The sequence below is a fragment of the Candidatus Thiodictyon syntrophicum genome, from assembly GCF_002813775.1.
In the GTDB taxonomy this organism is placed as follows: Bacteria; Pseudomonadota; Gammaproteobacteria; order Chromatiales; family Chromatiaceae; genus Thiodictyon; species Thiodictyon syntrophicum.
The window spans coordinates 5586160-5610860 of the sequence record NZ_CP020370.1 but is presented as its reverse complement, the minus strand read 5'-3'; the positions used below and the strand labels follow the sequence as shown (position 1 = coordinate 5610860).

Sequence of the window (24701 nt, the reverse complement as noted above, 5' to 3'; positions counted from 1 at the left end):
ATGCGTCACCGCAAAGCCGGAAGGCACCTAAATAGAACGAGTTCGCACCGCGAGGCGATGTTTCGCAACATGGCCGCGTCCCTGTTTCGGCACGAACTGATCCAGACCACGCTGCCCAAGGCCAAGGAATTGCGTCGGGTGGCGGAGCCTTTGATCACGCTGTCCAAGATCGACTCGGTCCACACGCGTCGCCTGGCGTTCGCCCGGTTGCGCGACAAGGAGGTCGTGGGCAAGCTGTTCGTCGAACTTGGACCCCGTTATCAGGCCCGCCCCGGCGGTTACCTGCGCATCTTGAAGTGCGGCTTCCGGGCCGGGGATGCAGCCCCGATGGCCTATGTGGAACTGGTCGACCGGCCCGAACGCACGTCGGCCGCCGAGGCCGACGAGGACTGAGCCGGCCGTTCTTGCTGGATTCAAGAAGCCGGGCTCTGCCCGGCTTTTTGTTGGCTGGCCGGTAATGTCATGAATGAAGCCCCCATCGAACGCATCGTACTGGTGACCGACTTCGGTCCCGGCATCTATGTCGGCCAGGTGATGGCGCGGCTCACCGGCCAGCCGTCCGGTGTCCCGGTCATCGACCTGGTGCATGACCTGCCGCCCTTTCGCCCGGACCTGGCAGCCTACCTCCTGCCCGCGTTGGTGCGTGATATGCCGCACGGTACCCTCTACCTGTGTGTGGTGGACCCCGGTGTCGGGGGCGAGCGTGCGGGACTGGTCCTGGGGGCCGGAGACGATCTGTTCATCGGTCCGGACAATGGGCTCTTGAGTCAGGTCGCGCGGCGCCGCGAGGGTGCGCGCCCACGGCGCATCGACTGGCAACCCCCATGGACCTCGAACAGCTTTCACGGGCGCGACTGGTTCGCCCCGGTAGCCGCCGCCCTGTGCCGCGGCGAGGCCGTGCCGCTCACCGATCTTGCGGCGGGTGCCCTGGTCGGTGCAGACTGGGCCGACGACATGCCACTCGTGGTTTATGTCGATGGCTATGGCAACCTGATGTGCGGGCTGCGCCCGCCTGCCGATCCGCCCGGGGCGCAACTGCGTGCGGCTGGGCGGACCCTGGCGTATGCCCGCACCTTCTGCGAGGTGCCCCCCGGGCAGGCGTTCTGGTACGAGAACGCCCTGGGCCTGGTCGAGATCGCGGTCAACCAGGGGCGGGCCGACCGGGTGCTGGGACTCGCGCCCGGCGATCCGGTGCAATTTCATTCCGGGTAACACTGGAAAAGGGGTTTCGACGACGCTATCTCCCCTGCGCGATACCACCAACCACCAGCGCGGAGCGATCGATGGCGAACTTGAGCGAACTCGTCGGTACCTTCATCCAGAACACGATGTCCCCCTCCGGCGGGGAGCGGGTCGGCAATGTCCTCAAAGACCTGCAGGCCAATGTCGGTAACATGGTCAACCGCCAGGGAGGGGCCGGCGGCATCCTGGAGAAGGTGCTGGCACAGGCCAAGACCACGCTGGGCAATGCCTCCCAGAACCCCGCGCAGGCGGCCGGTCTTGGCGCCGTGCTCGGGTCCCTGTTGGGCGGCGGCGGCAGTTCAGTCTCCGGTGCCATCAAGGGCGGGGCCCTGGCGATGCTCGCAGGCATCGCCTACAAGGCCCTGACCAATGCCGGTCAGGGGGCCGAGGGTGGGTCGGCGCCGGTGTTCAGCGGCGGCGCGGTCCCAGTCGGTATGACGGCGGCGCAGACCCCGGCGGACCACCAGGTCCTGGCGAACACCGCGGAGTTGGTCATCAAGGGCATGATCAACGCCGCCAAGGCGGACGGGGAGGTGAGTGCGGACGAGATCACCCGCATCGTCGGCAAGCTCAAGGAGGCCGGCATGACCGGGGATACGGAGGCCTGGATCATGAAGGAACTGCGCCAGCCCCTGGATCTCGACGCCTTCGCCGCCGCCATCCCCAACCAGGAGGTGGCCGCCCAGGTCTATGCCGCCTCGCTCCTGGCGATCGAGGTCGACACCCCCCAGGAAGTGGCCTACCTGGCCGACCTGGCCAGGAAGACCGGCCTTGATGCGGCCGTTGTGCAGAACATCCAGCAGACGCTTGGGGCCAAGGTCTGAGCGGCGCGGGGACCCGCTGACCAAACCGGTGCCGGGCATGTCGCTCGGTCCGCACAGCGGACCCTACAGGCAGACTTCGCGCCCGTAGGGTCCGCTGTGCGGACCGCGCTGTCGCGAGTCCGTAGGGTCCGCTGTGCGGACCGAGCGCCGCGAACCGGAGCGATGACCAAGGCCGCCGCGGCCCCGGGTGAGGTCGGGCGCGTGCCGCCGTCCGCTGCCGCCCCTACCAGAGTCCCGCCCCGGTGGATTTGATTCGCGTCAAGGCCATCCCGCCCGCACCCATCGATACTCCTCGTCGAGCGCCGGCCGCTCACCGGTCCCTGTTCCCAAGGGCCGGCAGCGACGCCGTATGCGTACCTGACCCGATTCCCGGCAAGAGAGTATCCCCCATGCACTGCAATCAATGCGAACAGACCTTTCGTCAGACCGCCTGCGTCAATTCCCCCGGCACCTGCGGTAAGGACGCTGACGTCCAGTCATTGCAGGAAACCCTGCTCTACGGGCTCAAGGGCATGGCCGCCTACGCCAACCACGCGCGCCGACTGGGCAAGCACGATGAGGCGGTCTCCGCCTTCATCGAAGAGGCCCTGTTCGCGACCATGACCAACGTCAACTTCGATCCGGAGTCGCTGCTGGAACTGTGTCTCAAATGCGGGGAGATGAACCTGCGGGTGATGCAACTGCTCGACGAGGGCCATGTCGAAACCTTCGGCAAACCGGCCCCCATCAAGGTCAAGGAGGGCACCCAGGCCGGCCCCGGCATCCTGGTCACCGGCCATGACCTGCTGGACCTCTGGGACCTGCTCAAACAGGTCGAAGGGACCCCGATCAAGGTCTACACCCACGGCGAGATGCTCCCGGCCCACATGTACGCCAAGTTCGCCGCGCATCCCAACCTGGCGGGCCACTACGGCGGCGCCTGGCAGGACCAGAAGCGCGAGTTTGCCGCCTTCCCGGGGCCGGTGCTCGGCACCACCAACTGCGTCCTGATCCCCCCGCAGAGCTACAGCGGCCGGCTCTTCACCACCCGTGCCACCGCCGTGCCCAATGGCCAGCGCCTGACCGATGGCGACTTCTCCCCGGTGATCGCCGCCGCCCTGGCCGGCCCCCCCTGTGCAGAGCACATCACCGGCGAATCCACCATCGGCTTCCACCGCACCGTCCTGCTGGATCAGGCCCAGGCCATCGTCGATGCGGTCAAGGCCGGCAAGATCAGCCGCTTCTTCGTCATCGGCGGCTGCGACGGGGCTGAGAAGGGTCGCAACTACTTCACCGACTACGCCCAGGCGACCCCGCCGGATTCATTCATCCTGACGCTCGGCTGCGGCAAGTTTCGCATCCGCGACCACGACTATGGCGAGCACCTGGGCCTTCCGCGCCTGATGGACATGGGCCAGTGCAACGACGCCTATGGCGCCATCGCCGTGGCCGCCGCCCTGGCCAAGGCCTTCAACTGCGGCGTCAACGACCTGCCGCTGACGCTCGTGATCAGTTGGTTCGAGCAGAAGGCCATCGCCGTGTTCCTGACCATGCTGCATCTGGGTATCCGCGGGATCACGCTGGGGCCCAATCCGCCGGCCTTCATTACGCCCAACGTCTTCAAGATCCTGCAGGAACGCTATGACCTGCGCCTGACCGGGGCCGATGCGCAGGCCGATCTGCGGTTGGCCATGGCCGCCTGAGGGGTCGCCGAATCGGCCTCGATCATTATTCCGGCCACCTCGAGGGTGACTTCCGTCGCGGCCTGGCGGCCGCTGCTACGCCGTAGGAGCGGCCCCCAGGCCGCGACGAGTTGCCGAAAGGCCTGTGGCCGGAGCTATGATCAAGGCCGCCGAACCGCGCGGCGAAGGCGCCCCAGGTGCTGACCCGATCAGGGGCGCCGTCCGTCACCCCGGAACATGGAAGTTCCCCGTGCTCTCAGGTCGCAGGAGGGGCAAGTCGAGACCCACATCATGCGCAGATTCCCCGCGTCCCCGGCCCCAGGTGCATAATCCGACCAGCAGACTCACCGACTTGACCGGAGCGGCCCATGAACCGAGACGACCTGTTGCACCGAATCACAGCGCGCCCCGACGTATTCGGCGGCAAACCAATCATCCGCGACCTGCGGATCTCAGTGGAAATGGTGCTGTCGCTGTTGGCGCAAGGTGAGGCCACCGACGCCATCCTGGCCGACTATCCCGGTCTGGAGGCGGACGACATCACGGCCTGCCTCGCCTATGCCCATGCGGTCGTCGCTCATGACCGGTGGCCGCCCTGATGGAGTGGACGGTCGTGGAGTGCGGCGCAGATGGCCGGGTGTGGGTGCCATGGGATGAAGTCGACCTGCGTTTGCCATTGGCGCGCCGGGCGGCGTAACCCGCCGGTCGCCGAATGCGCGCGCGACTTACGGGCGGGACGGGGCATTCGCCCCGTCCCGAACGTTTATTCTCTCGCTGATTCGTGCCGCGGGTCCGCGGGCTCGGAGAAAAGGTTGCGGACGGGGCGAATGCCCCGTCCGGCGCGGGAGTCAAATGGCTAGGCGAGATCGCTGTGATCGCCGGGGAAAAACTCCGGCGACAACGACTGCTCAAGCGTGTAGGGACACTGGCTCGGAAAACTCCGTCGGTCGATTCCGGTCTCATCCTCCGCTTTGAGCTTGGCCTTTTCATAAGCCGCTTGCATTTTCTCCGCCACCAGCGGCTTCAGGCTCGGGCTATCTTCGATGAGGTCCGCGATATCCATGCGCTGCATCACAATGGTATTGCGCCGACTACCGGTCCTCTTGGGCGCCTGGTACTGCCACTTGAGCAAGTGCACCAGCAGTACCGCGAGGCGATTCAATAATTCCCGCTTTTCGCTCCGCGCCATCCCTTCCAGTTCCTCGGCAATATGCTCGACATCGATCTGGTCGAACTGACGGTTCCGCATCAATTGTGCATTCGTATTCAGCCAGCCGAAAAAGTCACGGTCGTAACTCGGCGATCCGGTCATTCTTCATCACCTCAGTCTCTACGTCTTTGGGCCTGGTTAGGCTCCAACTGTCCGGGACGGATCGGCTGAGCATGGGCCGCAGGGGCGGCAGACGCAATGGTCGCGCCCAGGCGGGACGGGGGCGCAGCGTAACCCGACGGTCGGCGCCTCACCGTCGGGTTACGGCGCGCCGCAACCGACGGAGCGTGCCGGGTAGGGCGAAGGGGGGCGCGCCTAACCCGACCTACGGCGCTACGGTGCTGATCCGCCGGGCGCGTAGGGTCCGCTGTGCGGACCAGGACCAGGATCAGCGGACCAGCGGCCTGGCGGTGACCGTCAAGGTCCGGCGCCGACCCGGTGGGAGCGGCTTTGCAGTGAACGTCGCGCAGCGACGCGGTGGGAGCGGCTTCAGCCGCGACGAGACCTCGCGCGTTGCCCGAGCGTCGCGGGTTACCGCAGCCTTGGGTCGCGGCTGAAGCCGCTCCCACCGGGCGCCGCGGGCAACGCGGCGGGGCGGGTTGCGGCGGCGTCTGACCGCGGCTGGAGGCCGCTCCCACGGTCGGCGCCGCCGCGTCGGGCTAGGGCGTGCCGCCACCGACGGGGCCTGACGGGCCGGGCGCAGGGGGCGCGCCTGACCCGCTCGACGGGGCTCGCGGGCGGCGGGTGGTGCGCGCGGCGCACCCTACGGGGGCGGCGGCTCGGCCAGCGACTGGGCGATCGAGTCGATGAGTTGCTGCGCCCGGGCCTCCGGATCGGCGGCGCGGCCCTGGTAGTGGCCGAAGTCGCGCAGTGCGGAGTGGGCGTAGGCCTGGGCGCGGTGCAGCAGGTCGCGGCGGCGGGGCAGGGCGGCCTCGCGTTCGGCCGAGCCGAGATATAGGACCGCGAGGTTGAAGCGTCTCGTTCCAGCGCTGTAGCGGTCGCCGACCCGTTCGGCCAACTGCACGGCCTGCTCGTAGTGCTCGCGGGCGCGCTCGGTCTGGCCGACCGCGTCGTAGAGAGCGCCCAACTGGTTGTGCATCGGCCCCAGGTCGGCGATGGCGCCGGCCGGGCAGAGCGCCAAGGCTTGCTGCAAATGGGTCTCCGCCGACTGCGCCTGGTCGAGCAGCGCCGACTCGGGCTCGCCCCGTGCGCGCGCGGCGTCGAAGCGTTGGTGATGCACCATGCCGATTGCTTGCAGGCACTTGGAGCGGTTCAGTGCGTCGTTGGGATCGAACAGGTCGAGGCTGCGCCGGTAGGCGGACTCGGCCGAGTCCAGGTCGCGGATGGCTGGGATGTCCTTGTAGGCGTGGCCGAGGTTGAAGTGGGTAATCGCCTCGCCGGCGGTATCGCCGATGCGCTGAGCGTGCCCGATGGCCTCCAGATAGCGGGCGATGCAGTCGCCGCTGCCCTGCTCGCGCAGGATCGTGCCCAGCGCCGCCAGGGATGCCCCCAGGGTCCGGACGCGGTGGCGCCGATCGGCATCCAGCGGCGCATCCCCCGGCAGCCCCAGGGCCTCGGCCGCCGCTTGCCGGTCCCAGTCGACCAGCTTCGCCTGCAAGTCGGCGGCGCGGGCGAGGTCGTGGTCCAGTTGCCGGGCCAGATCGACCCGATAGCCCATGACCAGGGTGTACCCGTCCTCCCGCCCGGGGACGGGTCCATCGTCCGCCGTGCAATAGTCCGACACGCACTCGGCCACCAGCCTGGACCACTCGGTCCGGCGCCCCTGGTACTCATAGAGCACCCGCAACCCCTGCATGGCGGAGATGACCGGCGACCACCAGCCCTGCCGTCGGGCCAGCCGGCGGGCGTGCAGCAGGTTGGACTCCTCCAGCGCGAGCGGTTGGATCGCCTCCTGGTGACCTGCGACGACCTGGCCGCAGTAGTAATCGCCCAAGGCCCCGACCGCTTCGACCCAGGCGCGCCTGGCCGACCCAGCCGCCGGGCGTCCCTCGGCGCCGTCATAGCAGCGCGCAAAGACCTGGCCCAGGAACCAGGGCAGCGCCGGGTGGATGCCGAACCCAATTCCGATCAGGGTCCCCCCGAGCGGGGTCAGGAGCCCGATGTCCGCGGCGCGCCGCAGCAGCGTGGTGAGCCGGTCCTGGTCCTGGCCCTGCAACGCCGGCAGCGCATGGTCGCCTTGGCCCATCAAGGCCAGGGCACGGACATCCACCACCCCCTGAAACAGGTGCAGCAGCGCGACGATCGGCAACTCCGCCGGTGCGAAGGCATGGGCGAACCCATAGTCCAGCGAGGCGCGCAGCGACCGGTCGCGCCCCTGCTCCGCGTCCGCGTCGCCCCCGTCCGGGCCATCGGCGATCGGCCGGGCGCCGTCGCGGATCGCCTGCACGAAGGCGGCGATCTGACCGGCACCGCTGAGCCCCAGCCCGACCGCCTGGCCGATGAGCACCCGCAGCGTCAGCGGGTTGCCGGCGCAGTAGTCGAGCAGCGGCTGCCAGTCGCCGATCCCGGTGCGCTCCAGCCCGCGCTCCCGGCCCAGTTCGAGCGCGAGCAGCGCGGCGTCGGCTGCGGACATGGGCGGCATCCGGACGCGCCGCGGGAGGCCGCCGAGCCATGCCTGTTCGTCGCGCCTGGAGGTCAGCAGCAGCTTGGCCTTGGTCTGGCCGTCGAGCTTGATCTGTTTCAGAAAATCGGCCAGCTCCGTCTGCTCGGCCGGGGTCCAGGCGGACTCGGCGCCGGCCGGGAAGCCGGCGACCGGCTCCAGGTTGTCCCAGATCCAGAGGACCGGGACCAGCCGCAGCAGTTGCAGGATGAGCGTGCGGCGCCGGGTCTCGTCGTTGATGCTGTGCCACTCGATGCCGTTGGCCTGGAGAATGGGGGCGAAGCGCTGGCCGATACGGTTGAGCGCGTCGGTCAGGTCGGTGTGGACCTCAAACGACGTCAGCAGGACCACCGGTTGGTCGCCGAGCCCCCCGGTCTGGGCGTACCAGCGGGCGAATTCGACCGCGGTCGCGGTCTTGCCCTGGCCGGCATAGGCGTGGAGCAGGACCACGGGGGCGGTGTCGAAGGCGCGGTCGAGCATCAGGAGCGTCTCGTCGCGGCCGACGAACCCCTGGTCCGGGCAATAGCGGCGCAGGGCCGGGTCGTTCTGGACCGGGTCCAGGTCCGGTCCGGGGCTGAGCGTCGCGGTCTGCCCGGGCGCGAGCAGCGGGCGGTCGATGGCCTCGTAGATCACCGGGACGCACCAGTCCTGCAGGGGCCGGGGCCGGAGCCCCACCCAGCGCTCCGGGTTGCGGCTCAAGTCCTTGCGCGCCTCGCTCGCGGCCTGGCCCAGGCCGCGGCCCTTGGCCAGCGCGGCATAGAGTGCGCCGATGTACTGGGCGGCGGTGACGACATAGACGCTGTAGCGCATCCCGAGCACGGCCGGGATGCCCTGGTCCACCACCGCCTGGGCGAGCGAGCCGATGGCCCGGACCTCCGCGTGGGCGTCGGTGGCCGCGGCGGGCCGCTCGAGCGCCTCGTGCATGGCGGACTGGCAGGCGTTGAGCACCAGGACCGGGACGCCGCTGTCGTGCAGCAGTTGGCCGAGCGCCGCACCCGGGACCGGGCGGACCCGCTCCTTGCTCCCGGGGTGCTCGAAGATCAGATAGCCCTGCGGGCCCTTGGTCTTGCCGCCGAGCATGAGGCTCCCGAGCTGGGCGACCCAGCCGGCGAGCGCGGTGCCGCCCAGGTCGGCGTAGATGCCGTGGCCGTCGAAGTGGACGATATGGAAGGGCCGGCCGGCCTCCTTGGCGTCGGTCAGCTCCTTCTGGAGTTGCTCATAGGTGGGCGGGCGCAGGGCGCGGATGGCGAAGCGCGGGCGGTGCTCGCCCAGGCCCTGGAGCAGCCGGTTGGCGACCGCGCGCAAGCCCACGTCGTCGGTCCCGTTGGGCCGACAGCAGCAATAGAGGAGCCGGATGCGCCCGTCGTCCAGCGGGGGGATGGGGATGAACGACAGGCTCGGGTTGGACTGGACCCGCACGAAGGCGCGCACCCGCAGCGCGATGGCGCAGTCCAAGGCCGGGTCGCGCATCAGCTCCCAGGGGATGGCCGCGGCCCCGCTGATGCCGGAGGCGATCTCGATTCGCAGATCCGCGAGTTGGTTACGGATGGCGAACCAGATCGCCTGGGTGTCCGGATTGGCCGTGAGGACCTGCCGGTACAGGTCCTCCCCGCGGCTGTGCAGCATGGACTCGATCTGCGCGATCTGGACCGGCTCCACCGCCCCCGGGTTCTGGAGATAGTCCTCCAGGTACCAGCGCAGGTCTTCCTGCTCCTGGGGCGTCAGCGCGAAGGTGATGCGCGCCTCGGCCTCCAGGTCCGGTTGGTCCGGGCAGCGCAGGCGCAGGCGGATGGGGTAGTGTCCATCGATGCGATCGGCTTGGCGGATGTGCAGCACGCTGCTGAAGGCCATGGCGAGTCCTCCGGGGTTGCCCCGGCGGTGCCGGGGTAGTGGGGATTCTAGCGCCAATTGGGCCGCACGGTCGCCGGGGCCTGGCGGCCCAACCCGGCGGCGCAGCTCTTGTATGGCGCAAGCCCCCAATCCTGGCTCCCGGGGGCCAAGATCGAGTTCGTCCGCTATAAGGGCGCGGACCCCGATACGCCGGTGGCGACCCGCAAGACCGTGACCGGTACCCTGCCCGATCAATTGGACTCGGTGTGGGCGCGGGCCGGACTCCGCGTCCTCGTGCTCGATTACGATCCCCAATGCACCCTCTCTGCCATCTTGCTGGGCGAGCCCCAACTGGTGGAGACCTGGGCGTTGGAAAGGCCGGGCGCGACCGTCAAGTAGGGTGGACAAGCGCAGCGCAGTCCACCAGCGGCGGCGCGGGGTTCGGTGGACTGCGATAGCGCTTGTCCACCCTACGGCCGGAACCATGACCAAGGCCGAAAACGCTACTCCGCCTCGAAATCCACCTTGTCGTAAATCTCCCGCATGGCCACCGCGCACGCGATGGACTCGAAGCGGACCTCGCCATCCATCCCTTCCATCGCGTCGAGCAGCCAACGACCGTCGGATTGGCGGGCATAGACCTCCACCAGGGGGCGGTCGCGGTTCACCAGCACATACTCCTTGAGGCTCGGCAGCCGGCGGTAGATCGCGAACTTCCCGCCGCGGTCATAGGCCTCCGTGGAGCGGGAGAGGACTTCGACGAGCAGGGCCGGGTTGATGAGCACATCGCGCCGCTGGTCATGGAAGCGGGGTGCTTCGCACAGGGCCACCAGGTCCGGATAGGTGCCGGCGTTCGCCGCTTGGATACGCACGCGCATGTCGCTCGGGAGGACGTGGCAGGGTCGATCCTTGAGCTCCGCCCGCAATTCGCTGCCCAGGTTGAGCACGATCAGATTGTGATTGAATGAGGCGCCCGTCATGGCGAACACCTCGCCGTCCACATATTCGTGCTTGACCTGCGTCTGCGCCCGCTCGGTTGCGAGATAGTCCTCGAATTGGTAGCTGGGTCTGGTCTTGAGTGACACGGTGATCCTCCGGTGGAGCCGCCGTGAGTATAGCCCGGAGTGGGGGCCGGGCGCCCGGTCGCGGGGACGACACCAGGCCCGCGCGCAGCGGGGCGGTCGCAACGCGGGGCGGCTGGCCGGGGCATTCGCGGGCAGGGCGCCCAGCCGGCTCAGACGAACGCGGCGTCCCGTGCCGCAGAGAGGTCTCGCCGCACTGGGGTGCGGCGCTCCCAGTACGCTGCTGCATCGCGCGGCGTTTTCGCTTAACCTTACCCCCGCCGACGAACGGTCGCCTCGCCCACCTCAGGCCCGGACCCGCGACCGCCTTTCCGACTCATCCCACTGGACGCTACCCCATGCAGGTCGAGGTCTCGCTCGCATTGACGGCGGTCGCCGCCATCCTGGTCCTGCTCGCGGGGCGGGCCCTGATCGCGCGGGTGCCGGTGCTGCAACGCTACAGCATCCCGGAGCCGGTGGTGGGCGGGCTGGCGGCGGCGCTGCTCTTGACGCTGGCGCGGTTTGGGGACTTTCAGGTGCAGTTCGATACCCGCGCCCAGGCGCCGCTGCTGCTGGTGTTCTTCTCCACCATCGGGCTCAGCGCGGAGTTGCGCACCCTGGCCCGGGGCGGGCGCAAGCTGGTCATCCTGTTCGCCGTCGTGATCCTGGCCCTCTTGCTGCAGAATGCCCTGGGCATCGCTATCGCCAAGGTGCTCGACCTGCACCCGTTGATGGGCCTCCTGGGGGGCTCGGCGACCCTGACCGGCGGTCACGGCACCGGGGCGGCCTATGGCAAGCTGTTCGGGGAGGTCAACAACCTGCAGGGGGCGGTGGAGGTGGCCATGGCCTGTGCCACCTTCGGGCTGGTGCTGGGCGGCATCCTGGGCGGGCCCACGGCCCAGTGGCTGATCCGGCGGCATGGGCTCGAACCCCGCGCGGATGCGGCCGCGGACCAGGGGCCCGGCTCGCTGCGCACCGATGAGCGGCGGCCCCTGAGCCCTGAGTCGCTGATGGAGACGGTGCTGCTGCTGATGCTGTGCCTGGGGGTCGGCACCCTGTTGGCGGAGACCGTGCAGATCCCGGGCCTTAAGCTGCCGACCTTCGTGTGGTGCCTGCTGACCGGCATCGTGCTGCGCAACACCCTGGGGTGGCGGGGGTTCTACCAGGTGGACGGGCCCACGGTGGAACTGCTCGGCACCGTCTGTCTGTCGCTCTTCCTGGCCATGGCCCTGATGTCGCTGCGCCTGTGGGAGCTGGTGAGTCTGGCCCTGCCGATCCTCGTGCTCCTGAGCCTGCAGGCCCTGCTGGTGGTGGTCCTGGCGGTCACCCTGACCTTTCGGGTGCTGGGCGCCGACTATGACGCGGCGGTCATCGCCGCCGGTCAGTGCGGCTTCCAACTCGGTGCCACCCCCACGGCGATCGCCAATATGCAGGCGATCACCAACCGCTACGGCCCCTCGCCGCTCGCCTTCCTGCTGGTGCCGATCATCGGCGCCTTCCTGATCGACATTACCAACGCCCTGGTGATCCAGGGGTTCCTGGCACTGCCCTGGTTCGGGTTCTGATCATGCAGCGATCCCTGATGCAACTCACCCACGGGCTCTGGCTGCTGCTGGCCGTGCTGCTGCTGACCGGCTGCCGGGAGGCCCCGGACCAGGCCGCGCTCGACGCGGTGATTGAGGCGCGCCTGACCCAGGCCTTCGGCCCCCAGACCTTCGCCATCGAGCGCCTGCGCCGCCTGGGCAGCGGCCCCCTGGCCGCGGACGCGCAGGGCCGACCCCGGCAAATCGTCTATTTCAACGCCGTGCTCGGGCTGGAGCGGGATCTGGACTTCTCCTCCTGGGACACGCTCAACATCGCCGCCTTTGCGAGCCTGCTGGGGGCCACGCCGCTGGGCGTGAGCGGTCTGGAACAGGCGGGCAACCGGCGCGGTGATCGCGTCTATGTCCACGGTAGCGCGAGTTTCGTGCGCGACGCCGCCGCGGCCGACGGGTGGGTGCCGGTCGCGGTGACCCTGCCCGGCGTCGGGACCCCCTCGGCGCCGCTGAGCCCCGCGAGCAGCGCCGCGTCCCAGCAGCTCTTCGCGCGCCTAAAGCAGCTCTATGCGCGCCAGAGCGCCGACCCCAAGCGCCAGTACAAGATCATCAACGAGGAACTCGACCAGGCCTACGAGACGATCACCCAGCGCCTGGACCGCCTGGACCACGCCCTCATCCTGGCCGGCGGCCCGGCCGGCGGTGAGTACCAGGGGGTGGCGCAGTTGCTGGCGCAGACCCTGACCGCGCGGGGCCGCACCGCCGACGCGCTCACCACCGCCGGCAGCGCGGAGAACCTGGCACTGCTGCGCGACGGCCGGGCGGACCTGGCCCTGGTACAGAATGATCTCGCCGCCGCCGCGCTGCTGGGGAGCGACGGCTTCGCCTCGGCCGGTCCGCAGCCCGCCCTGCGCGTACTCGCGAGCCTCTTCCCCGAGCCCCTGCACCTGATCGTGGCCGCCGACTCCGCCCTGCGGACCCCGCACGACCTGGCCGGCCGGCGCCTGGAGATCGGCCAGCCCAACTCGGGCAGTCGGGCCAACGCACTCCTGCTCCTGGCCGCGGCGGGGGTCGATATGAAGGGGCTGGCGGCGGTCCGCGAGGGCGGTTTGGAGCAGGGTCTGGCGGACCTGGCGGCGGGACGGGTCGACGCGGTCATTGCCACCATCAGCGCCCCGGCCGCCCGCATCCAGGAGGCGGCGGCGCTGGGCCTGATCCGGCTCCTGCCCATTGCGCCGGACCTCCAGCGCGCGCTGGCCGGCCAGGCCACCGGGCTGGTGCCGATCCAACTGCCGCCCGACACCTACCCGGGTCAGCACGAGGCGGTGCCGACGCTGGCGGCGACCGCCCTGCTGGTGGCCGCGGAGCGCCTGCCGCGGGCCGATGTCGACCTGGTGCTCGGCACCCTCTTCGGCGGGATCGACTTCGTGGCGGCCGGGTCGGCGGCGGGGTCACAGATCAACCGCCGCAGCGCTGCCGTCGGCCTGACCCTGCCGCTGCACCCGGCGGCCGAGGTCTTTTTTGCCGGCGCTGTGAGTCCGGTCGACTGAGGGCCGCCGGGCGGCGCACCCGGTGCCTGCTTATTCGCATCGATCTTGATTGCCGAAGGCGTCGGACTCTTTGCTCCGAAAGACGACCGGCGAGGCCTCGTCCATTGCCTGATGAACGGCGATCTCACGCTTGGCGATCCAATTGGTATACTCACAGCACTCGAATGGACAGGCACCGCGATCCTCGAAGGCCGCGGAAGCGGGAGAGGGCTGGCGCTGCTGCTGATCGGTGCCGCCCGCGGCCATGACCGCGGAACCATGCAGCAGGGCAAAGATCAGGGGTAGCAGGCCCGGAAGCGAGTTGCTGATCGGCATGACTGGGGTCCTCTCGTTGGTTATGGCGCCTGATGATGCAACTGGAGCGGTCGCGCGCGGCGCGGCCCTTACCGGCCGGCGGCGGCTCAGGAACCGGCAAGCCGGCGTTGCCGCTCCCCGAGCACCCAGTCCTTCATCGCCCGACCATGCTCCGTGGCACACACAATGCCGTTCACGTCCAGGACCTGCGAACCAAGCCACTGGAGGCGCAGCACGTCGCCGTCGGCGCGGGCGCAGGGAAATAACATGCCCCAAATGAAACCGTGCTGGTAGGCGACCTCGATGGCATGGCCGGCGCCGGCCTCGGCCAGCGGGATATCGAGATAGATGACCGCCATGCGGGCCTGGATCATCGCCGCCATCTCCGCCCGGACGCGCTTGACCCCGCCGCTGCCCAGGTGATCCACGGCCACAAAGCCCCCGTTGATCTGGGGGAGCATCGCCACGCGCAGCGCCAAGGTGCCCGCGGGCGTCCGGTCACTGGTGTCGAGGTCGCGTTGCAGGCCGAGTTGGCCGATCAGTTGCCGGTAGATCGGCTCCAGATGGGCAGGCAGATGGGCCTTGAAGGAGGGGCCTGGCGCCAGGACCTTGGCGATCGGCACCAGGCTCTGGCGCGCCTGCAGGGGTGCGGCGAAGCGCGACATCCGCATCGCGGGAAAGGCATCCAGCAGCAACCCCACCTCGGTACCGCCCGCCGCGAGAAGGACGCGCTGGGAGGCCGGGTGATTGGCCACGCATTCGGCCCAGAGCGCCGGTATGCCGGCCCGGCCCGCCAGCGCGAGCATCTGATCGGTGAGCCGCGAGGCCAGGTTATGCCCCCGATAGCCGGGGTCCACCGCCAGGCGGCCCAGCTCGCAGGTGAGGTAAGGGGTATCCGGGACGATGGCCACATGGCCCACGACCTGGCCGGTGTCATCGATCGCCACAATGCCCCGCAAGCCGCCAACCTTCAGCAGGCGCCGAATCTCCTCCAGCGAATAAAACTCGGGCTTCGGGTAGCTGTAGCCATAGACCCGGTAGATGAGCCGCACCAGTCCTTCGGCATCCGCGGCGCACAGTTCGCGCAGTTGCACCGCCGCGGCCGCCGGCGCGCTCACCCGCGGCGTATCCGTCGGCAGCTCAAGGTCCGGCGGGGTGCCGCCGGCCGCGGTCGGCAGGTTCAGGATGCACTCGCTCCAGTTGCCGCTGTTGCCCTGCTCGCCCCGGTGGAACCCATCCAGCCGCGATTGGCGCACCAACTGGTCGGACCGGCAGGGCTTGGGTTCCTCGCCCCACTGCGGCATACGCAGGTCGCTCACCCGCACCCGGACCTGGTTGCCGTGAAGGCTGAGCGTCACCTGCACCACCGGCGGATCATCCGCGAACACCTCGCGCTCACGCGCCTCCAGCAGGAGCTGGACCAAGACCGTGGTCAGGCTGTCGCGCACGGCGGCCGTGAGGCCCAGCCCTCGCAACGTCTGCCCCACCGCGTCCACCGCGACCGTGGCGGCGACGGCGTCCATCAGTCGCAGTTCCAGCAGGGTGTGGTCCTTGGCGGGGGGCGCGGACTCGGGCGTGGCGGATTCTGGGTCAGACATGGGTCGGCAGGTCGCTCCGGTGATGTCAGTCATCGACGATCGGGATGCGCGGCGGGCACGGTGCGGGCCTCTGGGCGCGCTCAGATGCCGGCGAGCGCCTGGCGCAGATCGGCGGCCAGGTCGGCACAGGTCTCAAGCCCCACGGACAGACGCACCAGGCCCTCGCTGATGCCGTGCCGGGCGCGCTCCTCCGGGGCATAGGTGGCGTGGGTCATGGACGCCGGGTGCTGGGCCAGGGTCTCGCAGTCCCCCAGACTCACCGCCCGGGTGACGAGCCGCAGGGCGTCCATGAAGCGCACCCCGGCCGCGTAGCCGCCGCGCAGTTCGAGGGCGATCATACCCCCGGGCCGGCGCATCTGGCGGCGTGCCAGGTCGCCTTGCGGGAAGGACGGCAGGCCCGGATACCAGATCTGCGCGACCGCCGGGTGGCCGGCGAGCAGTTCCGCCAGGGACTGGGCCGAGTCGCAGTGACGCTCCATCCGCAGTTCCAGGGTCTTGAGTCCCCGCAGGACCAGATAGGCGTCCAGGGCCGAGATGCAGGCCCCGGTCATCTCTTTGACCCCGAAGAAGCGGATCTGCTGGATCAGTTCGGCGCTGCCCACCACCGCCCCGGCCAGCAAGTCGCCGTGTCCGCCCAGATATTTGGTCGCCGAGTGCACGACGAGATCGGCCCCCAGCTCCAGCGGGCGTTGCAGATAGGGCGTGCAATAGGTGTTGTCGACGATCGTCAGGGCCCCGTGCCCCCGGGCCATGGCGCTGACCGCGGCGATATCCACCAGGCGCATGTTGGGATTGGCGGGGGACTCGAAGAAGACCACGCGGGTGTGCGGGTCCAGGGCCGCCTCCAACTCCGCGGGGCTGGTGAGGTCGGCGAAGCGCACCTTGATCCCGAGCCGCGTCAGCCCGTGCTCCAGATAGCCGAAGGTGCAGCCGTAGAGCGTCTGGTCCGCGACGATGGTGTCGCCGGCCGCAAGCAGGGTCCAGAGGGCGGAGGTGATGGCGCCCATCCCGGAGGCCGTGGCGAGCCCCGCCGCGCCGCCCTCCAGGCTTGCGAGCCGCGCCTCCAGCACGCTCGCGGTCGGGTTGCCGACCCGCGAGTAGATGAAGCCGGGCGACTCGCCGCGGAACCGCCGCTGCCCCTCGGCGATGTCCGGGAAGGCGTAGGTGGAGTTGAGATAGATCGGGGGATTGAGCGCCCCCTCGTGGTCCAGGGGGTCGTAGCCGTGATGGATGGCGCGGGTGGCAAAGCCCGGTGCCTGGTCGTCGTTCATGTTGTTGCGGTCCTCCGGCCGACGGGATGCGGCCGGGGAAGGCTAAACGCAGTGCCCCAGGGGCGCAACCCGGCGTGAGCCTCCCGCCTGGATTGCAGGTCCGGCGGTGATCGCCTACACTGGTCAGCGTAACGGTCGATTGCGAGGTCGGGACGTGGCGCACCAGCGATCGGCTTGGATGGGGGCAACGCCCTGCCCTTACTCCCGCCTCCAGTATTTCATCTCGCCGTTGAGAATCTCCTTGTTGCGCTTGCGATAGATGTATTTTTCGTCTGTCGTCGCGTAATTCGTGCTGCCCGCCCAGGTCCCAGTTGCGCCCCGCTCGCGCGCGAAGACGGCGACACAGCCCAGTAAGCCCCGGCGCCCGACCTCGAACCGGCTCAGGTAGTAAAGCTTGTCCCGCCCGCCGCGCCGACCAGGCTCGCGCCAAATCTCGTCCGGCTCCTTGATGTTGAAGGCGGTATAGAGCAGCCAAGGCGCCCGCTCGCCCTTCATGATCTTCCACTCTCCCCTGAGGTTCAGAAAGAGGCCGCGGTCGATCTCCAAGGCGTTGCCGATTACATCGGTAAACACTGCGCGTTTCTCGTCTCCGAACTCGAGCATGAAGCGGCGGAACAACGCCGACTCAGCGAGCGAGGGGGATAACCTCTCCACTCCCACTGCCTTACGCGCCGGCGGCATCTGTCTGCCGGAGGCCGATAACCCTTCCAAGCTGTGCATAGGGGTATTGGGATGCTGTTGGGTGATGCGGACCGGCGACTGACCGGCACGCTGTACGGCAAAGGTCAAATCCTGGCACCTGCCGAGGCGATCGGCAATCGCCGGTGCTGTTGTGTTCGATTTGTCGAGGCGGCGCAGTCGTGCCGAGGGTGACCCCGCCGCACCAGCCCGCAGCGCTTCCAGGCCGCCGGTCGGTTACCATCCGCGGCTGAACGACGACACGACAGGGGCCGCGATGCAGATTTGGGAGACGCTACTGGGCTCGGCGACGGAGACCGACCTCCTGCGCCTGGGCGAGGCGCTGGCGGTCGGGGCCGTGCCGCGCACCGCCATGGGGGTGCTGCAGGCGCTGCTGTGCGGGCCTGGGCGTCCCGGTCTGGCGCCCGAGCTGGATCAGTTGGATGTTCCCATCAGCGGTATTCCTCGAAGAACGTCTCATCGACTTCGTAGACGGTCTTCGGTTTGACTCCAAGCTCCAAGCGCTCAAACATCTGGACCAGTGTGTCGCCGTCGACCAGTTCGATGGGCGGCGCCCCGTCGCGTCGCGCTTCCTTCATCGCCTCTGTAGTAAAGGTGCCGGTCGTGATGATGATGCCTTTATCAGCTCGTCCGACCATCGCCCCGCGGAAATCGCGAACCTGTGATGCAGAGACCGAACCGGCGTAGCGTTTACATTGAAATAACACTGTGAAGCTAACGAAAGGATTGACCTGCAGAATTCCGTTGCCGTCAATGCCCCCGTCGCCGGACTTGCCAGTGACGACGACGCGCTCGAACCCGGACTCGCGCAGTAGTCGCTGCGACGCGCGTTCAAAACCTTCCGGGGGGAGTGACTTCAGAACATCGAGAAGGGATCGGGTGCCTGGAATATCAACAGGCGGCTCCGTCGGCGGGACGATTTCCGCGCCATCGGAAACGGCTCTTGGCTTCTCGCTACGCCAAGAGTCCGAGCAATTGCGTCAGGTGGTACCAGACCATTCTTGAAGTACGGCGCGGCGTGGGCCCACAGGCCGCGCGCCGGCGGGGTCGGGTGTCCGCGCACGCGCGGTAAACCCCTGCCGCATCTGGGCTGGGACGCCCTGGATCGATACCGCCGGATCAGGCTGCGCCCGCGCAGGCCAGACGCCTGACGCGGCGGCGGGGCGGATTTGGGTGATATCATTACCACCGTGGTCGCCCCACCCCCCGGGAGGGCGATGTGAGCCAATGAAACAGGGGACCACGCCCTTGCCCGGGACCCCTGACGCCTGCCGAGACCTGCCCATGACCGACTCCCCCCGCACCGTCCTGATCATGGACACGACGCTTCGCGACGGCGAGCAGACCCATGGGGTCTCCTTCTCCCCGGACGAGAAGGTGAACATCGCCAAGGTGCTGCTGGACCTGGTGCGGGTGGACCGCATCGAGGTGGCCTCGGCGCGGGTGTCGCCGGGGGAGCAGGACGCGCTGGGCCGGATCATCGACTGGGCGGCTACCCGAGGGCTGGCGGAGCGCGTGGAGGTGCTGGGGTTCGTGGACGGAGGGCGCAGCGTGGAGTGGATCGCAAGCGCGGGGGGGCGGGTGCTGAACCTGCTCGCCAAGGGCAGCGAGACACACTGCCGCGGCCAGCTCGGCAAGACCCTGGACGAACACGCGGCGGACGTGCGCGAAACGGTTGCCATCGCCCTGGCACGCGGCCTCAAGGTCAACATCTATCTGGAGGACTGGTCCAACGGCTATCAGGACCAGCCGGGGTATGTGTACGGCCTGATGGAGCGCCTGGCGGACTGCGGTATCGCCCACTTCATGCTGCCGGACACGCTCGGGGTCATGACCCCGGAGCGCGTCACGCTCGCCATGGGCGACATGATCCGGCGCTTTCCGGGCGCCAGGTTCGACTTTCACCCCCACAACGACTATGGCCTGGCGACGGCCAATGTGCTGGCTGCCGCGGCGGCGGGCGCGGCGGCGGTGCATTGCACGGTCAATTGTCTGGGGGAACGGGCGGGCAATGCGTCCCTGGCGGAGGTGGCGGTCAACCTGCGTGACCAGCTCGGTTTCACCATCGGGATCGATGAGAGCCATCTGGCCCGGGTGAGTGAACTGGTGGAGTACTTCTCCGGCAAGCGCATCGCCGACAATGCCCCCATCGTGGGGGCCGATGTCTTCACCCAGACCGCCGGCATCCACGCCGACGGGGACCGCAAGGGCAGTCTCTACCATACGCGCCTCTCCCCGGAGCGCTTCGCGCGGCGGCGCAAGTATGCCCTGGGCAAGCTGGCCGGCAAGGCGTCGCTGGCGAAGAACCTGGAACGCCTCGACATCAGTCTGTCGGAGGAGAACCAGCGCCGCGTGCTGGCGCGGATCGTCGAGTTGGGGGATTCCAAGAAGACCATCACCATCGAGGATTTGCCCTTCATCATCGCCGAGGTCCTGGACAGCAAGGATTATCACCACGCGGAACTGCTCGCCTGCACCGTCACCTCCAGCCTGGACCTGGAGTCCACCGCCAGCATCAAGCTGCGCCTGGGCGCGGAGGTCTTCAGCGCCGCGGGCAGCGGTAACGGCGGTTTCGCCGCCTTCGACAATGCCCTGGCGCGGTTGGTGAAGCGCCAGGGCATCAGCCTGCCGGGGCTCAAGGACTTCGAGGTGCGCATCCCCAAGGGCGGACGCAGCGATGCGCTGACCGAGTGCACCATCACCTGGGAGGGGGAGGGCGATCAGGGCGAGTTCAAGACCCGCGGGGTGCACGCCAACCAGGTCTATGCCGCCGTCGCGGCGGCCATGCGCATGCTCAACATCGTCATGCACCGGGCCTTGACGGAAGGCCAGAGCGACGCGGCGGCCGCGCTGGCCTGAGCCCGGGCGCGGCCCCCATCGCCGCTCCCGGCCGATCGACTGGAGCCAGGTAATTCAACGTGATCTGCAAAGAAGAAGACGCCAAACGCTTTTTTTGTCCGGTGGTCTCCGGTGCCCAGCAGCACATCGTCTGCAAGGGCAGCCACTGTATGGCCTGGCGCTGGATGAGCCGGCCGGCTGACCCCCTGTTGCCTGAGGCCGAATCGGAGCACCAGCAGTTCGGTTACTGCGGGTTGGCCGGGGTGGTGACGCTGCCGCCGGTCTGAGGCACTGTGCGGATGGGGGGCTGGTCCGGGCTTGGTGGACGCCGGGGCGGGACGCCCCGGCTCCTTTCGGCGTTGCGGGTCCGGGCTCGGTATACTGTCGTCCCGGTATAAACCATGCGAATCCAGCCATGCCCGTCGATCCTGCCTCCGGTGCCGGCTATCTGCTGACCGGCATCGGCCTCATCAGCCGCCCCGGCCTGCGCCGCTATGTCATAGTCCCCTTGCTGATCAATATCCTGGTCTTCACGGTCGGCATCGCCGCCGGGGTGTCCTGGTTCGACGGGTTCGTGACCTGGATGAACGGGCGCATCCCGGGCTGGCTCCAGTGGTTGGACTGGGTCCTGTGGCCGCTCTTCGTCCTGCTGCTCCTGGTGCTGGTGGTCTACGGGTTCTCGCTGATCGCCAATCTCATCGCGGCCCCCTTCAACGGCCTGCTCGCGCAAAAGGTCGAACTCCTGCTCACCGGGCGGCCCCTGGAGCCGGACGGGGGCGGGGGGGCGGCGCGGATGCTCAAAGACCTGGTGCCCACCCTGTGGGACGAGGCCAGAAAGGTGCTCTACGCCCTGCTCTGGGCCATCCCCTTTCTGCTGCTGCTGTTCGTGCCCCTGGTCGGCCCGGTGCTCTGGTTCCTGTTCACCGCCTGGATGCTGGCCGTCCAGTACGCGGATTATCCCATGGGCAACAACGGGCTCAAGTTCCCGGAGCAGCGCCGGCGCCTGCGTGAGCGCCGCGGCCTGTGGTTGGGCTTCGGCGCCGCGACCGCCGGGCTCAACCTGGTCCCGGTGCTGAACTTCATCGTCATGCCAAGCGCGGTGGCCGGCGCCACGGCGCTGTGGGTGCGGGAACTCAAAGGGCCGCGCAACTACCAGGGGCCCCATGAGTCCCGGGTGGCGACCCGCGGGGTGCGCCTGGCGATCGATCAGCTCTCCGGACATATCAGCGGTGAACTCTTGGATGGGGTCCACCAGGGGCAGTCGCTGGACGCGGTCTCCACCGAGGACCTGCTGGAACTGCTCCTGCGCTGGAACCAACTGGACGTCGCCTCCGCCGAGGCCCTGGAGGTCTATCTGGAGCGCGAGCGCGGACAGCGGGTGCCGCGCCCTGCCGCGCCGCGGGCGGCCGTGGACACGAAGCTGCCGCCGGCCCTGCGCATGGTGCCGGAGGAGGCGCGGGCGGTCCTGGGATTGGCCCCAGACGCGGGCCAGGAGGAGGTCTTGGCGGCCCACCGGCGGCTGATGCTGCGGCTGCACCCGGACCGGGGCGGCTCGGATTATCTGGCGGCCAAGATCAACGAGGCCAAGGAGGTGCTGCTTGGGTGAGTCCTGATCGCAGCGGGACCTGGCTACTGGCTAGGGTGCGATCAGAACTGATGTGGTGACCGAGATTCCGGGTACGTTGTCGTTGTCGAATAATCCGACCACGATTACGACAACGACAACGACGCCCGGTCCGTGAGAACGTCCGGGAGGAGGCTTGGTGGATGCGGCGCGATCGAGCGCGGTGCCCGGTCTGCAAAGTCCTCACGCGCGCCTTATCCACCCTACAAGGCACTCCTGCTTTGGTACAAGGTGTTCCGAAAATCGCCTAGAATGGCCGGGGTGCCGGCGCCGTTTTGGGCGCGGCGCAACGCGCGCCGATCCTTTAGCGGGCGTCGATCAGACAATCAACGAGGTGGAGCCATCATGATTTCCAAACGAGTAGCGATCAACGCCGGGCTCGCCGCCCTGCTCACGCTGGGTCTCGGTCACCGCGCGGCGGCGGTGGAGAACGCCGATTTCCGCTTCGATACCACCAAGGGACTCTACGGCATTTGCTCGGTGCCGGCGGACGCGGCCGAGTATCCGCCGGCCCGCCAGGCGTGTCGGGCCTTCATCGAGGCGGTGGCCCAGTACCACGACGCGGTCAGCAAGCCGGGGAAGTTGAAGCGCCTGGTCTGTTTCCCGCCGAATGCCACCATCGAGGACGGGGTCACTGCCTTCAATGCCTGGGCCGCGGCCAAGGCCGGGGACGCGCAGGCAATGGGCGCGCCGCCCGTGCTGGGCCTGCTCCGCGCCCTGGCGGCCAAGTATCCCTGCAAGGGTTGAGGGCGTCCTCGGTGCTGATCGATCCCCCGGTCCGGCTTCCTTGAGCCCCATCGGCCTCTCACATTTCCGCGTCGCGTCCGCCACATTCCAGGAGTCCCGCGTATGAAGACCTTCTCATTCAAGACCCTCGCCGTCCCCAGCCTCCTGATCGCCACGCTGGCCATCGCCGGTTGCGGGACCACCACCGGCAGCCGCGCCGGGAGCGGCGCGCTCATGGGCGCCGCGGGCGGTGCCCTGATCGGTTCCCTGAGTGCCAACGCCGGTGCCGGCGCCCTGATCGGGCTTGGCGTGGGCGCCCTGGGCGGCTACCTCTACGATCAGCATCGCAAGGGCAATATCGACTGAGGTGGTCAGGGTCAAGCCTTTTTTCATCGCAGCATGGTTGACGCCTTGACCTTGATCCACTACTTTTCATCTTGTTTCGATCGCACTGGCCGGGTGTCCGGGGCAGGGCGGTGCCGGCCAGGCAGTGGTGCCTGCGCAGACTCTCAGTTTCCGGTGAGCGGACTTGTGTGTTGGTCGCTCCTCGGGTTTCCTCCGATCAATACACAAGAAGCGTGAGAGAAAGCGATGAGGATCTACGTAGGCAACCTAACCTATACCGTCACCGATGAGGATTTGCGCGACGTGTTCGGCGAGTACGGGGAACTCGCCAGCGCCGAGGTCATCAAGGACAAGTTTTCCGGACAGTCCAAGGGCTTCGGGTTTGTGGACATGCCCAACGGCACGGAGGCGGAGACCGCCATCAAGGAACTCAACGAGTCCGTGTTCAAGGGCCGCAAACTGACCGTCAACGAGGCGCGCCCGCGCGACCAGCAGAGCCGTCCGCGTGGCGGCGGTGGTGGTGGTGGTGGAGGGGGCGGTGGCGGCGGTGGTGGCTGGGGCGGCGGCGGTGGCGGCCGTGATCGTGACCGCGACGGCGGCGGCCGGGAAGGCGGCGGGCGCTACTGAGCCACCCGGGGGCGCCGCGCCCCGGTGCGGCGCGCCCTGCCGGGAGACAGGAGGTCGAGGCGTCACCGTGAGAGTCGCGCAGCGACGCTGTGGGAGCGGCTTCAGCCGCGACGGGCCGCGTGCGGAACGCGGCGTCGGCGTTCGCCGCGGCGCCGCATCGCGGCCACAGGCCGCTCCCACATGGATCTCTCATGTTCCGGGGTGACGGACAAGACTTCATCATCGTTAGCCGCGATGCAAGGCCGCGGCGCTCGGGCATCCCGCGAGGCCTCGTCGCGGCTGAAGCCGCTCCCACAAGGCCCCGCCGGGCTTTCACGGTAAATCCGCTCTCACCGGGTCGGTGTATCCTGAGGGTATGAACTGATGCGCAAATCACCTGATTGTTCGCGCTTGATCGATCGCCGGACGGGTACCGGGAAGCCTCTTCGCGGTACTGGTACATCCGGGTGGCACTGTCCGGACTCTTAGGCTTGCGCCGTCGCTGGTGGACTGCGCTACGCTTGTCCACCCTACGATGTTTGATCAACATTCCGGCCACCCTTCGTCGCGGCCGGGATCTGGCCGGATTCAGTTTGCCTTGATATGGCCCATGCCGTCGGCGTTCGGTGTGGATGCGACCGGCTCGGAAACCACGTTGGTGTCGAGTAGGTACTTCATTGCGGCCACTGGAAATCGCGCCCGTCGCTGCGGTCGCGCCAAGCACGAACTTCCTGCGGGGTCAGGTCGACTGGCTGAAATCCGGAATCCGCGCGCATCGCTTCGATTTGGTCCCAGAAACTCGCGCGCTGGCTCTTCGTGTCGGCGATAGAGGTTTCTGACATTGGACGCTACTCCTGGCTGCGCCTGCTCAAGCCCCGCAGGGGCTCGACATACCAGCCCAGGGCAACGCCCTGGGATAGCGTTGTTTATCCGGCCCAGCCCCGAAAGGGCGTGACATAAGGAGCCGCGCCGTTATGTCACGCCCTTTCAGGGCTAAGCGCTACGATAACCCATACCCAGGGCGCTGCCCTGGGCTGGTATGTTCGACCCCGTTGGGGTCGCTACGCAAGAGAAGCCGAAACCGGGTACTAAGGCGATTTCCGAAAATCTCCGTACCACGAAGGCTCGACCTACGATGGCCGGGGCGACTCGACCGGAGGCCGACGC

The 24701-nt window shown here is 68.4% G+C and carries 22 protein-coding genes and 1 pseudogene; 14 read left to right on the top strand and 9 right to left on the bottom strand.

Annotated features, from left to right (window positions below; all coding sequences use genetic code 11):
- The 5 genes from rplQ to THSYN_RS23765 all read left to right on the top strand — a co-directional run bounded on the left by rplQ (window position 1) and on the right by THSYN_RS23765 (window position 4326).
- Complete coding sequence (gene rplQ / locus THSYN_RS23785; protein ID WP_100921327.1) at window positions 1-393, top strand: 50S ribosomal protein L17; 393 nt, start codon at window positions 1-3, stop codon at window positions 391-393.
- A 69-nt stretch (window positions 394-462) separates the two neighbouring features.
- Complete coding sequence (locus tag THSYN_RS23780) at window positions 463-1212, top strand: SAM hydrolase/SAM-dependent halogenase family protein (RefSeq protein WP_100921326.1); 750 nt, start codon at window positions 463-465, stop codon at window positions 1210-1212.
- 71 nt (window positions 1213-1283) lie between these two features.
- Window positions 1284-2066 (top strand): tellurite resistance TerB family protein, encoded by a 783-nt coding sequence (locus tag THSYN_RS23775; protein WP_100921325.1) that lies wholly within the window; start codon window positions 1284-1286, stop codon window positions 2064-2066.
- A gap of 389 nt (window positions 2067-2455) precedes the next feature.
- Window positions 2456-3748, top strand: coding sequence for a hydroxylamine reductase (hcp, locus tag THSYN_RS23770; protein WP_100921324.1), 1293 nt, complete (start codon window positions 2456-2458; stop codon window positions 3746-3748).
- 347 nt (window positions 3749-4095) lie between these two features.
- Window positions 4096-4326: a DUF433 domain-containing protein gene (locus THSYN_RS23765; protein WP_100921323.1), complete on the top strand. Its 231-nt coding sequence runs from the start codon at window positions 4096-4098 to the stop codon at window positions 4324-4326.
- A gap of 257 nt (window positions 4327-4583) precedes the next feature.
- Here THSYN_RS23765 and THSYN_RS23760 read toward each other — a convergent pair whose 3' ends face one another.
- Both THSYN_RS23760 and THSYN_RS23755 read right to left on the bottom strand, forming a co-directional pair.
- A complete protein-coding gene (locus THSYN_RS23760) occupies window positions 4584-5039 on the bottom strand; it encodes a DUF29 domain-containing protein (protein ID WP_100921322.1) in 456 nt (151 codons plus the stop codon).
- Between the two features lie 661 nt (window positions 5040-5700).
- A complete protein-coding gene (locus THSYN_RS23755; RefSeq protein ID WP_100921321.1) occupies window positions 5701-9408 on the bottom strand; it encodes a CHAT domain-containing protein in 3708 nt (1235 codons plus the stop codon).
- 57 nt (window positions 9409-9465) lie between these two features.
- Between THSYN_RS23755 and THSYN_RS23750 the strand changes: the two genes are divergently transcribed.
- Window positions 9466-9786, top strand: a complete 321-nt coding sequence (locus THSYN_RS23750; protein ID WP_100921320.1) for a ParA family protein — start codon at window positions 9466-9468, stop codon at window positions 9784-9786.
- Between the two features lie 104 nt (window positions 9787-9890).
- Here THSYN_RS23750 and THSYN_RS23745 read toward each other — a convergent pair whose 3' ends face one another.
- Entirely contained in the window at window positions 9891-10472 is a 582-nt protein-coding gene (locus THSYN_RS23745; RefSeq protein ID WP_100921319.1) for a Uma2 family endonuclease, read from the bottom strand.
- Window positions 10473-10807: 335 nt separating this feature from the next.
- On the opposite strand from THSYN_RS23745, the gene gltS reads away from it, so the two are divergent.
- Together gltS and THSYN_RS23735 are read left to right on the top strand one after the other, a co-directional pair.
- Window positions 10808-12013, top strand: a complete 1206-nt coding sequence (gene gltS / locus THSYN_RS23740; protein WP_100921318.1) for a sodium/glutamate symporter — start codon at window positions 10808-10810, stop codon at window positions 12011-12013.
- Between the two features lie 2 nt (window positions 12014-12015).
- Entirely contained in the window at window positions 12016-13533 is a 1518-nt protein-coding gene (locus THSYN_RS23735; protein ID WP_100921317.1) for a TAXI family TRAP transporter solute-binding subunit, read from the top strand.
- 30 nt (window positions 13534-13563) lie between these two features.
- Here the strand turns inward: THSYN_RS23735 and THSYN_RS23730 are convergent, their stop codons facing one another.
- The 5 genes from THSYN_RS23730 to THSYN_RS23710 all read right to left on the bottom strand — a co-directional run bounded on the left by THSYN_RS23730 (window position 13564) and on the right by THSYN_RS23710 (window position 18207).
- Complete coding sequence (locus THSYN_RS23730; protein WP_100921316.1) at window positions 13564-13848, bottom strand: hypothetical protein; 285 nt, start codon at window positions 13846-13848, stop codon at window positions 13564-13566.
- 86 nt (window positions 13849-13934) lie between these two features.
- Window positions 13935-15425 (bottom strand): GNAT family N-acetyltransferase, encoded by a 1491-nt coding sequence (locus tag THSYN_RS23725; RefSeq protein ID WP_157817893.1) that lies wholly within the window; start codon window positions 15423-15425, stop codon window positions 13935-13937.
- 80 nt (window positions 15426-15505) lie between these two features.
- On the bottom strand, window positions 15506-16696 hold the full coding sequence (gene megL / locus THSYN_RS23720; protein ID WP_100921314.1) for a methionine gamma-lyase: 1191 nt from the start codon (window positions 16694-16696) through the stop codon (window positions 15506-15508).
- Window positions 16697-16894: 198 nt separating this feature from the next.
- Window positions 16895-17485 (bottom strand): PBECR2 nuclease fold domain-containing protein, encoded by a 591-nt coding sequence (locus THSYN_RS23715; RefSeq protein WP_157817892.1) that lies wholly within the window; start codon window positions 17483-17485, stop codon window positions 16895-16897.
- A gap of 341 nt (window positions 17486-17826) precedes the next feature.
- A complete protein-coding gene (locus tag THSYN_RS23710; RefSeq protein ID WP_236848979.1) occupies window positions 17827-18207 on the bottom strand; it encodes a restriction endonuclease in 381 nt (126 codons plus the stop codon).
- Between the two features lie 472 nt (window positions 18208-18679).
- Between THSYN_RS23710 and THSYN_RS23705 the strand changes: the two genes are divergently transcribed.
- From THSYN_RS23705 to THSYN_RS23680, 6 genes and pseudogenes are all read left to right on the top strand, one after another.
- Complete coding sequence (locus THSYN_RS23705) at window positions 18680-20254, top strand: alpha-isopropylmalate synthase regulatory domain-containing protein (protein ID WP_100921311.1); 1575 nt, start codon at window positions 18680-18682, stop codon at window positions 20252-20254.
- Window positions 20255-20313: 59 nt separating this feature from the next.
- Complete coding sequence (locus tag THSYN_RS23700; protein WP_100921310.1) at window positions 20314-20520, top strand: hypothetical protein; 207 nt, start codon at window positions 20314-20316, stop codon at window positions 20518-20520.
- A gap of 128 nt (window positions 20521-20648) precedes the next feature.
- Window positions 20649-21839, top strand: coding sequence for a sulfate transporter CysZ (cysZ, locus tag THSYN_RS23695; protein ID WP_100921309.1), 1191 nt, complete (start codon window positions 20649-20651; stop codon window positions 21837-21839).
- 363 nt (window positions 21840-22202) lie between these two features.
- The gene (locus THSYN_RS23690) at window positions 22203-22604 is read left to right on the top strand and encodes a Rap1a/Tai family immunity protein (RefSeq protein WP_100921308.1); all 402 of its coding nucleotides are present in this window, start codon (window positions 22203-22205) and stop codon (window positions 22602-22604) included.
- 102 nt (window positions 22605-22706) lie between these two features.
- Complete coding sequence (locus THSYN_RS23685) at window positions 22707-22949, top strand: glycine zipper domain-containing protein (protein ID WP_100921307.1); 243 nt, start codon at window positions 22707-22709, stop codon at window positions 22947-22949.
- Window positions 22950-23174: 225 nt separating this feature from the next.
- A pseudogene (locus THSYN_RS23680) lies at window positions 23175-23450 on the top strand (RNA recognition motif domain-containing protein); the annotation flags it as partial.
- 758 nt (window positions 23451-24208) lie between these two features.
- On the opposite strand, the gene THSYN_RS34280 reads toward THSYN_RS23680, so the two are convergent.
- A complete protein-coding gene (locus tag THSYN_RS34280; protein WP_157817891.1) occupies window positions 24209-24376 on the bottom strand; it encodes a hypothetical protein in 168 nt (55 codons plus the stop codon).
- Between the last annotated feature and the right edge of the window lie 325 nt (window positions 24377-24701).

What these genes read in the sequence shown, in the direction of transcription:
- rplQ (WP_100921327.1), top strand. Translation starts at nt 1, where the DNA reads ATGCGTCACCGCAAAGCCGGAAGGCACCTAAATAGAACGAGTTCGCAC.
- THSYN_RS23780 (WP_100921326.1), top strand. Translation starts at nt 463, where the DNA reads ATGAATGAAGCCCCCATCGAACGCATCGTACTGGTGACCGACTTCGGT.
- THSYN_RS23775 (WP_100921325.1), top strand. Translation starts at nt 1,284, where the DNA reads ATGGCGAACTTGAGCGAACTCGTCGGTACCTTCATCCAGAACACGATG.
- hcp (WP_100921324.1), top strand. Translation starts at nt 2,456, where the DNA reads ATGCACTGCAATCAATGCGAACAGACCTTTCGTCAGACCGCCTGCGTC.
- THSYN_RS23765 (WP_100921323.1), top strand. Translation starts at nt 4,096, where the DNA reads ATGAACCGAGACGACCTGTTGCACCGAATCACAGCGCGCCCCGACGTA.
- THSYN_RS23760 (WP_100921322.1), bottom strand. Translation starts at nt 5,039, where the DNA reads ATGACCGGATCGCCGAGTTACGACCGTGACTTTTTCGGCTGGCTGAAT.
- THSYN_RS23755 (WP_100921321.1), bottom strand. Translation starts at nt 9,408, where the DNA reads ATGGCCTTCAGCAGCGTGCTGCACATCCGCCAAGCCGATCGCATCGAT.
- gltS (WP_100921318.1), top strand. Translation starts at nt 10,808, where the DNA reads ATGCAGGTCGAGGTCTCGCTCGCATTGACGGCGGTCGCCGCCATCCTG.
- THSYN_RS23735 (WP_100921317.1), top strand. Translation starts at nt 12,016, where the DNA reads ATGCAGCGATCCCTGATGCAACTCACCCACGGGCTCTGGCTGCTGCTG.
- THSYN_RS23730 (WP_100921316.1), bottom strand. Translation starts at nt 13,848, where the DNA reads ATGCCGATCAGCAACTCGCTTCCGGGCCTGCTACCCCTGATCTTTGCC.
- THSYN_RS23725 (WP_157817893.1), bottom strand. Translation starts at nt 15,425, where the DNA reads ATGTCTGACCCAGAATCCGCCACGCCCGAGTCCGCGCCCCCCGCCAAG.
- megL (WP_100921314.1), bottom strand. Translation starts at nt 16,696, where the DNA reads ATGAACGACGACCAGGCACCGGGCTTTGCCACCCGCGCCATCCATCAC.
- THSYN_RS23705 (WP_100921311.1), top strand. Translation starts at nt 18,680, where the DNA reads ATGACCGACTCCCCCCGCACCGTCCTGATCATGGACACGACGCTTCGC.
- cysZ (WP_100921309.1), top strand. Translation starts at nt 20,649, where the DNA reads ATGCCCGTCGATCCTGCCTCCGGTGCCGGCTATCTGCTGACCGGCATC.
- THSYN_RS23690 (WP_100921308.1), top strand. Translation starts at nt 22,203, where the DNA reads ATGATTTCCAAACGAGTAGCGATCAACGCCGGGCTCGCCGCCCTGCTC.
- THSYN_RS23685 (WP_100921307.1), top strand. Translation starts at nt 22,707, where the DNA reads ATGAAGACCTTCTCATTCAAGACCCTCGCCGTCCCCAGCCTCCTGATC.
- THSYN_RS34280 (WP_157817891.1), bottom strand. Translation starts at nt 24,376, where the DNA reads ATGTCAGAAACCTCTATCGCCGACACGAAGAGCCAGCGCGCGAGTTTC.